This window comes from Kineococcus indalonis, from assembly GCF_009906395.1.
Lineage (GTDB): Bacteria > Actinomycetota > Actinomycetes > Actinomycetales > Kineococcaceae > Kineococcus > Kineococcus indalonis.
Window position 1 is genome coordinate 1 of the sequence record NZ_JAAALM010000142.1, and the last position, 8226, is coordinate 8226.

Consider the following 8226-nt stretch of genomic DNA (forward strand, 5'->3'; position numbering starts at 1 on the left):
GACGAGCCCGGCGCCCGCGCCGGGCTCGTCTACGGTGGGAGGACCGTGAGCACGACAGCGCAGAACCCCTCGCCGGACCTGTTCTCCACCGCACCCGCACCCCCCGCCGCCGCGCCCGCACCGTCCGGGCGGCCGCTGCGGGCGTGGCAGCGGGAGGCGGTCGAGCTGTACTTCGACCCCGAGCGCGAGGACCCCGAGGACTTCCTGGTCACCGCGACGCCCGGGGCCGGCAAGACGACCTTCGCCCTGGCGCTGGCGCGCCGGCTGCTGGAGGCCCGCAAGGTGGACCGGGTGGTCGTCGTGGCCCCCACCGACCACCTGCGCACCCAGTGGGCCGAGGCCGCCCACCGCGCCGGCATCGAGCTGGACCCGACGATGTCCAACGCGGTGGGCCCGGTGCGCCCCGACGTGCGCGGCTACGTCACCACCTACGCGCAGGTCGCCGGGCACCCGATGCTGCACCGGGCCCGCGCCACCGCCAAGCGCTCGCTGGTCGTGCTCGACGAGGTCCACCACGCCGGCGACGGCCTCAGCTGGGGCGAGGCGGTGCAGGAGGCGTTCTCCGACGCGCGCCGCCGGCTGTCGCTGACGGGCACGCCGTTCCGCACCAAGGTCGACGAGCGCATCCCGTTCGTCAGGTACGTCGAGGACGACTCCGCGGAGTCCGAGGGCGGCCTGCGCAGCGCGGCGGACTACACCTACGGCTACCGCCAGGCGCTGGCCGACGGCGTGGTGCGCCCCGTGGTGTTCGCCGCCTACACCGGCACCTCGCGGTGGCGGAACTCCGCCGGGGAGGTCGTGGCCGCCTCCCTGAGCGACAGCACCACCACGAAGTCGGTGGAGGCGCTGGCCTGGCGCACCGCGCTGGACCCGCGCGGGGACTGGGTGCCGCACGTCATCGCCGCGATGGACGACCGGCTGAACCACCTGCGCGAGCACGGCATGCACGACGCCGGCGGCCTGGTGCTGGCCTCCGACCAGGACGACGCGCGCGCCTACGCCAGGATCGTGCAGCGGGTCACGGGGGAGAAGCCGGTGCTGATCCTGTCCGACGACCCCAAGGCGTCGCAGAAGATCGCCGACTTCGCCGCCGGCGACCAGCGCTTCGCGGTGTGCGTGCGCATGGTCTCCGAGGGCGTGGACGTCCCGCGCGCGGCGTGCCTGGCGTGGATGACCTCCTACCGCACGCCGCTGTTCTTCGCGCAGGCCGTCGGGCGCGTGGTGCGCGCCCGCTCCCGCGCGGAGTCGGCCACGGTGTTCCTGCCCGCTGTGCGCCCGCTGCTGGCGCTGGCCGCGGAGATGGAGTCCGACCGCGACCACGTCATCCCGCCCCCGCCCAGCGTGAGCTCCGAGCAGGTCGACGAGGGCGGCCTGGACCTGCTGCCGCCGCCGGAGCGCGAGCCCGGTGAGTCCAAGGAGTACGAGGCGCTGGAGGCGCAGGCGGAGTTCGCGCACGTCCTGCACGGCGGCAGGGCGGTGCTGGGCACCGGCCCGGCCCCGCTGGAGGTCACCGCCGAGGACGAGGACTTCCTCGGCCTGCCGGGGCTGCTGTCCCCGGAGCAGACCGCCGCCCTGCTCGCCCAGCGCGACGCGGAGATCCGCAAGCGCACCACCGCCCCGCGCCCGGCCGAGGAGGCCGCCGAGCGGGCGCCCGCGCCGGAGGAGGGCGAGGAGGGCGCCGAGGAGGCCGTCTGGCACACCGCGGCGCTGCTGCGCAAGGAGATCCACGGCCTCGTCGGCCGGGTGGCGGCCGGGCGGGGCATGCCGCACGCGACCGTGTACGCCAAGGTCCGCGCGGCCGTGCCGGGACCGCCGTCGGCGTCGGCGGGCGTGGACGTGCTGCGCCGCCGGCGCGACCACCTGCTCTCGCTGGTGTGAGGGGGCGCGGGTAGGTTCGGACGGTGCCCGAGATCGTCCAGCGCACCATGGTCCGGGGGACCGTCGACGAGGTCTTCGACGTGTCCCTGGACCTCGACGTCGAGCGTGTCGCCGGCCGGCGGTTCAAGGTGCGCGCCCTGGAGGGCTCCGGGCGCACGAGGGGGCGCATCCAGCTCGGCGAGAGCGTGCGCTGGCGGTTGCGGCTGTTCGGGGTGCTGCCCGTGACGCACACCTCGAACATCGTGGAGCTGGAGCGCCCGCGCCGGTTCGTCGACCGCATGGGCGAGGGGCTGTTCGCCCGCTTCGAGCACGAGCACGTCTTCGAGCCCGAGGGCCCGCAGATGACGATCATGACCGACCGGATGGCGTGGCGCAGCCCGGCGGGCCCGCTCGGGCGGGTGGCCGACGCGCTGTTCGTGCGCCGCACCCTGCGCCGGCTGCTGGCCGACCGCAACTCCGAGATCGTCCGCCGCTTCAGCTGAGCGGGCCGGGTGCGCCCGCGCGCGCCGGTGGAACCCGCCCGCCCCCGCGCCCGTTCCACCGGTGTGGCCGGGAGCGTCCCGGCGAGGGAGGACGACGTGGGTTTTCTCGACAGGCTCAAGGGCAGGGGTCTTCCCGTCGACCAGCTGAAGTCGCGGGTCACCCAGTTCCGCAGCAAGGACTTCGCCGAGGCCAGCATGGCCGCGTGCGCGCTGATCGCCGCGGCCGACGGGCGCATCGACCCCGCGGAGCGGCAGAAGACCGCGGCGTTCATCGGCTCCCACGACGTGCTGGCCGCCTTCGACGCCGCGCAGCTGCGCGAGTCCTTCGAGCGCTACTGCGGCAAGCTCTCCAGCGACCGCGACTTCGGGCGGATCGAGGCGCTGCAGGCCGTGGGCAAGCTGCGCTCCAAGCCCGACCAGGCCCGCGCCGTCGTGCAGGTCGGGGTGCTCGTGGGCGGCGCCGACGGCGACTTCGACGACGACGAGCGCCGGGCGGTGCGGGACCTGTGCACCGCCGTCGGCCTGGACCCGGTGGAGTTCGGCGTCTGATGCCCCCCACCCGCGCGCCCCGGCGGACCTGGCAGGCTCGGCTGCCGTGAGCACTCCCGCCGGCTGGTACCCCGACCCGTCCCGCCAGGCGCAGCTGCGCTGGTGGGACGGGCAGCGGTGGACCGAGCACACCCACACCGCGCAGGCGCCGCAGGTGCCGCACCTGGACCTGCGCGAGGACGACCCGCGCGCCGGGCAGCACCCGCACGCGCAGCAGGGCCCCCACGGCCCGTACGGGGGCCCGTACGGCGGCCCGTACGGGGCCCCGACCGCGCGCGCCCTGGCCACCCCCGACGGGCAGCCGCTGGGCAACCTCGGGCTGCGCCTGCTGGCGCGCCTGGTGGACTGGTTCCTCGTCTCCGCCATCGCCGCCGCCGCCGGGTGGTCGCTGCTGCAGCGCGTGACCACCGAGGTGCAGGACGTCCTGGACGCGATGGCCGCCGGTGACAGCAGCGCCACCCTGTCGCTGCTGGAGGACCCGGCGTTCCGGTCGGCCGCCTTCGGCTTCACCGGGGTCCTCATCGCCACCAGCGCGGTCTACACGGTGCTGTTCCTGCGCGCCTACGGCGCCACCCCGGGCAAGGCGCTGTTCGGGCTGCGGGTGCGGCACTGGGAGCGTCCCGGCAAGCCCACGTGGGGGCAGGCGGTGCTGCGCTGGGCCACCTCCGACCTGCTCGGCCAGCTCGGCCAGCTCGGTGCGCTGTACGCGCTGCTGGACTCCCTGTGGCCGTGCTGGGACAAGCGCAAGCAGGCCCTGCACGACAAGCTCGGCGGCACGGTCGTGGTGCGCCGGCGCTGAGCGCCCCGCCGTGCGCTGGACGGGCGCCCGGTCCCCGCGGGGACCGGGCGCCCGTCGCGTGCGCGGGGCGGCGGTCGTCAGGCCCGGAAGTCCGCGGGGCGCTCGCGCGGCGCCGCCTCCAGCGCGCGGGTGACCCCGTCGGCGTCCAGCTCGGCGCCGTACACCGGCGTGCCCGGCTGCTGGCGCCAGGAGCCGGCCAGCGCGCCGGCGTCCACGCCGTCGAAGCCGATCGCGTCCAGCAGGCCGATCACCACCGCCTTCGCGGAGGTGTCGTCGGCGGCCACCGGCAGGCCGCGGCGCTGCGGGTCCCCTGAGGGGCGCCCGGCGGTGAGCAGGTCCTCGGCCCCCACGCCGTTGAACGCCTTCACCCAGCGCAGCCGGCCGCTCGGGTCCAGCTGCTGCGCGACCCACACCGTCTCCGGCGTGCCGGCCTCGATGCCCTCGATGCGCCCGTCGCGCTCGCGCGGGTAGTAGTTGCCGGTGTCGACGACCACGGTGCCGTCGGCGGCGGCGTCGAGCACGCCGGCCAGGGCGGGCACGCTCCCCTCGGGGACGGTCACGACCACCAGGTCCGCGCCGCGCGCGGCCTCGCCCGCCTCCACGGCGGTGGCGCCGGTCTCGGCGGCCAGGTCCGCCAGCGTCCCGGGCCCGCGCGAGTTCGCCACCCGCACCTCGTGCCCGGCGCGCGTGAACGCCCGGGTGAGGTTGCCGCCGATGTTGCCCGCTCCGACGATGCCGATGAGCACGTGCGCCTCCGTGGTGGGTGATCGCTCCTGCGGGGCTCGACGACCGCCGCCGGCCCCGTCCTGCTCCGGCCCCGCCCGCTCCGGCGCCGGCGGGGACCTCAGGCGACGACGGGCTCGCCCACCAGGGACACGCCCGCCGCGCGCAGCTGCTCCAGCGCCGCCTGCACCGTGGCCGCGGAGATGCCCGCGGTCAGCCCCAGCAGGACCGTGGTGCGCAGGCCCTCGCGCACCGCGTCCAGCGCGGTGGCGCGCACGCAGTGGTCGGTGGCGATGCCCACCACGTGCACCTCGTCCACGCCGCGCTCGCGCAGCCAGTCCGCCAGGCCGGTGACCAGCTCCCCGCCCTCGGCGGTGACGGTGGTGGTGGTGCCCTCGAAGCCGGAGTAGGCCGCGGCGTACTGGCCCTTGCGGAAGACCGCCTCCACCCGGGAGGTGTCCAGCGCGTCGTGCAGCAGCGCGCCCCGGCTGCCCGCCCGGCAGTGCGGCGGCCAGGAGTCCACGAAGTCCGGGGTGTCGGAGAAGTGGTCGCCGGGGTCCACGTGGAAGTCCTGCGTGGCCACGACGTGGTCGTACGCGATGCCGCCGCGCGCCAGCAGCTGGCTGGTGGCGGCCGCGACCTCGTCGCCGCCGGCCACCCCCAGCGCCCCGCCGGGGCAGAAGTCGTTCTGGACGTCGACGACCACCAGGGCGCGGGTCACCGGGCCCCCTCCGCGGCGGGCGCGGGCGGGGGCAGCACGGTGGTGGGGATCGCCGGGTCGCCCTTGGACAGCGCCAGGCCGTCCCACGGCAGCGTCACCAGCGCCCGGCGCAGGTGCTCGCGCGACTGCTCCAGGGAGGGCAGGCCCGCCACCCGCTCGCCGTCCACGACGAAGGGCACCTGCAGCGGGCGGTCGTTGGGCTCGCGCGGCGGGGCGGCGCCCACCGCGAGGACCTCGTCGGTGGCGGTGCCGGTGGGGCGGTGCCGGCGCACGGCCACCTTGCGCCCGCCCTGGGTGACCTTGGAGGTGGAGCGCTTGGCCACCGGGCGGCCCTCGACCTCCACGAGCTTGTAGACCAGCCCGGCGGTGGGGGCGCCGGAGCCGGTGACCAGGGAGGTGCCCACGCCGTAGCCGTCCACCGGCGCCGCGGCCAGCGCGGCCAGGGCGTACTCGTCCAGGTCGCCGGAGACGACGATCCTGGTGCCCGTCGCGCCCAGGGAGTCCAGCTGCTCGCGGGCCTGCACCGCCAGCACCGCCAGGTCGCCGGAGTCGATGCGCACCGCGCCCAGCTCCGGGCCGGCCACGGCGATCGCCGTCTCGATGCCCCGGGTGATGTCGTAGGTGTCCACCAGCAGCGTCGTGCCCGTGCCCAGGGCGGCGACCTGCGCGCGGAACGCCTCCTCCTCGGTGTCGTGCAGCAGCGTGAAGGCGTGCGCGCTGGTGCCCGTGGTGGGGATGCCGTAGCGGGCGCCGGCGGCCAGGTTGGAGGTGGCGGAGAAGCCCGCCAGGTACGCGGCGCGGGCCGCGGCCACCGCGGCCTCCTCGTGGGTGCGCCGCGAGCCCATCTCGATCAGCGGGCGCTCGTGCGCGGCGGTGCTCATCCGCGCCGCGGCCGCGGCGACGGCGCAGTCGTGGTTGAGGATGGAGAGCACCACCGTCTCCAGCACCACCGCCTCGGCGAACGTGCCGGTGATCGTCAGCATCGGCGAGCCGGGGAACCACAGCTCGCCCTCCGCGTAGCCCTCGACGGAGCCGCCGAAGCGGTACGCCGCCAGCCAGTCCAGGGTCCGCTCGTCCAGCACCCCGCGCAGCCGCTGCAGCGCGGCCGGCTCGAAGGTGAAGCCGCGCACCGCCTCCAGCACCCGCGGCACGCCCGCCACCACGCCGTAGCGGCGCCCCTCGGGCAGGCGGCGGCCGAACACCTCGAAGGTGCAGGGCCGGTCGGCGGTGCCGTCGGCCAGCGCGGCCTGCAGCATCGTCAGCTCGTAGTGGTCGGTCAGCAGCGCCGTGGAGGGCGCGCCGGTCGCCGTGCTCACGCTCACGCGGCGAACCTAGCGCGCACCGGCACCGGCGGGCGCGTCAGCGCGCGGGCGGGCCGCGCGGCGGCGGGCTCCTAGGATGGCGCTCGTGCCCTCGACCGTCCTCACCGCTCCCGTGGAGCTCGAGCGCCCCGAGGCGGACCTGTCCGCCGCCCCGGACACCCCCTGGGTGACCCTGGTCTGGAACGACCCGGTGAACCTGATGTCCTACGTGTCCTACGTGTTCCGCACCCACTTCGGCTACTCCGAGGCCAAGGCGCAGGCGCTCATGCTCGACGTGCACACCAAGGGCCGCGCCGCCGTCAGCACCGGCAGCCGCGAGCAGATGGAGCGCGACGTGGAGGCCATGCACGGGTACGGGCTGTGGGCCACCCTGCAGAAGGACGACTGAGCCCCCTGAGGATCCGACGACCCGCGATGGCCACCTTCCGCCGCAACCGCCACGGCCTGTTCTCCCTGACCCTGCAGCCCGTCGAGGCCGACGTGCTGGCCTCCGTCGTGCGCGAGGTCCTCGAGCTGCTCGACGTGCCCGAGCGGCGCGCCGACCCGCTGGCCGAGCAGCTCGGCCTGGGCGACCTCGCCGGCTTCGAGGAGGCCGCCGCCGGCGGGCTGGGCGGCGACGGCCCCACCGCCGCCCCCGACGACGAGGTGCTGCGCCGGCTGCTGCCCGACGCCTACCCCGAGGACCCCGACGCCGCCTCGGAGTTCCGCCGCTTCACCGAGCGCGGCCTGCGCGAGCGCAAGGCCGCCGCCGCCCGCGCCGTGCTCGCCTCGCTGGCCCCCGTGGAGGGGCAGGGCGGGCGGGGGCAGCTGGACGCCGAGGGCGCGCGCACCTGGCTCGGCGCCCTCAACGACGTCCGCCTGGCCCTGGGCACCCGCCTGGGCGTGCGCGACGACTCCGGCCCCGAGCCGCTCGACGAGGACGACCCGGCCCGCTACGCGTGGGCCGTGTACGACTTCGCGACGCACCTGCAGGAGACGCTGGTGCGCTCCCTGGGCTGAGGCGGGCCGGCGCGTAACCTGCTCCGGTGAGCGCGCGCCTGGACCGGGACGACCCCATCGGCATCTTCGACTCCGGGGTGGGCGGCCTGACCGTGGCCCGCGCCGTGCTCGACCAGCTGCCCCACGAGGCCGTGCACTACATCGGCGACACCGCCCACAGCCCCTACGGCCCCAAGCCCATCGCCGAGGTGCGCCGCCACGCCCTGGACGTGCTCGACGACATGGTCGACTCCGGCGTGAAGATGCTCGTCATCGCCTGCAACTCCGCCTCCGCGGCCATGCTGCGCGACGCCCGCGAGCGCTACGACGTGCCCGTCGTGGAGGTCATCCAGCCCGCGGTGCGCCGGGCGGTGCGCGCCACCCGCAACGGTCGCGTCGGCGTCATCGGCACCCGCGCCACGATCTCCTCGCGCGCCTACGAGGACGCCTTCGCCGCCGCCCCGCACCTGTCGCTGACCACGCAGGCGTGCCCGCGGTTCGTGGAGTTCGTCGAGCGCGGCGTCACCGGCGGCCCCGAGCTGCTCAGCGCCGCGCGCGAGTACCTCGCCCCCGTGGTCGCCGCCGACGTCGACACCCTGGTGCTCGGCTGCACCCACTACCCGCTGCTGACCGGCGTGCTGCGCACCGTCGTCGGCGACGGGGTCACCCTGGTCTCCAGCGCCGAGGAGACCGCCCTGGACGTGTACCGCGAGCTGTCCGCGCGCGACCTGCTGCGCCCCGACGACCGCCCCGCCCCCCGGCACCGCTTCACCG

10 protein-coding genes are annotated in these 8226 nt (G+C 76.3%); 7 read left to right on the forward strand and 3 right to left on the reverse strand.

What is annotated here, in order from left to right:
* Positions 1-45 precede the first annotated feature (45 nt).
* The 4 genes from GTR00_RS09175 to GTR00_RS09190 all read left to right on the forward strand — a co-directional run bounded on the left by GTR00_RS09175 (position 46) and on the right by GTR00_RS09190 (position 3708).
* Positions 46-1878 (forward strand): DEAD/DEAH box helicase, encoded by a 1833-nt coding sequence (locus GTR00_RS09175; RefSeq protein ID WP_407659667.1) that lies wholly within the window; start codon positions 46-48, stop codon positions 1876-1878.
* Between the two features lie 23 nt (positions 1879-1901).
* Positions 1902-2360, forward strand: coding sequence for an SRPBCC family protein (locus GTR00_RS09180; RefSeq protein WP_166611324.1), 459 nt, complete (start codon positions 1902-1904; stop codon positions 2358-2360).
* A gap of 96 nt (positions 2361-2456) precedes the next feature.
* The gene (locus tag GTR00_RS09185) at positions 2457-2909 is read left to right on the forward strand and encodes a tellurite resistance TerB family protein (protein ID WP_166611325.1); all 453 of its coding nucleotides are present in this window, start codon (positions 2457-2459) and stop codon (positions 2907-2909) included.
* Positions 2910-2955: 46 nt separating this feature from the next.
* Entirely contained in the window at positions 2956-3708 is a 753-nt protein-coding gene (locus GTR00_RS09190; RefSeq protein WP_166611332.1) for an RDD family protein, read from the forward strand.
* Between the two features lie 77 nt (positions 3709-3785).
* On the opposite strand, the gene GTR00_RS09195 is transcribed toward GTR00_RS09190, so the two are convergent.
* The 3 genes from GTR00_RS09195 to GTR00_RS09205 all read right to left on the reverse strand — a co-directional run bounded on the left by GTR00_RS09195 (position 3786) and on the right by GTR00_RS09205 (position 6408).
* A complete protein-coding gene (locus GTR00_RS09195) occupies positions 3786-4454 on the reverse strand; it encodes an NADPH-dependent F420 reductase (protein ID WP_166611326.1) in 669 nt (222 codons plus the stop codon).
* A gap of 98 nt (positions 4455-4552) precedes the next feature.
* A complete protein-coding gene (locus tag GTR00_RS09200; RefSeq protein ID WP_166611327.1) occupies positions 4553-5152 on the reverse strand; it encodes a nicotinamidase in 600 nt (199 codons plus the stop codon).
* The gene (locus GTR00_RS09205) at positions 5149-6408 is read right to left on the reverse strand and encodes a nicotinate phosphoribosyltransferase (protein ID WP_240899720.1); all 1260 of its coding nucleotides are present in this window, start codon (positions 6406-6408) and stop codon (positions 5149-5151) included. Before GTR00_RS09205 ends, GTR00_RS09200 begins: the two co-directional genes overlap by 4 nt.
* Positions 6409-6559: 151 nt before the next feature.
* On the opposite strand from GTR00_RS09205, the gene clpS reads away from it, so the two are divergent.
* From clpS to murI, 3 genes are all read left to right on the forward strand, one after another.
* Positions 6560-6862: an ATP-dependent Clp protease adapter ClpS gene (gene clpS, locus GTR00_RS09210; RefSeq protein ID WP_323132352.1), complete on the forward strand. Its 303-nt coding sequence runs from the start codon at positions 6560-6562 to the stop codon at positions 6860-6862.
* A 26-nt stretch (positions 6863-6888) separates the two neighbouring features.
* Positions 6889-7473, forward strand: a complete 585-nt coding sequence (locus GTR00_RS09215; RefSeq protein ID WP_166611329.1) for a DUF2017 domain-containing protein — start codon at positions 6889-6891, stop codon at positions 7471-7473.
* A gap of 26 nt (positions 7474-7499) precedes the next feature.
* Positions 7500-8226, forward strand: a 727-nt coding sequence (murI, locus tag GTR00_RS09220; protein ID WP_166611330.1) for a glutamate racemase, incomplete at its 3' end; no start/stop codon positions are given.

Bases quoted from the DNA above. Each gene is read 5' to 3' on its own strand.
- GTR00_RS09215 (WP_166611329.1), top strand. From the start codon at position 6,889: ATGGCCACCTTCCGCCGCAACCGCCACGGCCTGTTCTCCCTGACCCTG.
- GTR00_RS09205 (WP_240899720.1), bottom strand. From the start codon at position 6,408: ATGCTGCAGGCCGCGCTGGCCGACGGCACCGCCGACCGGCCCTGCACC.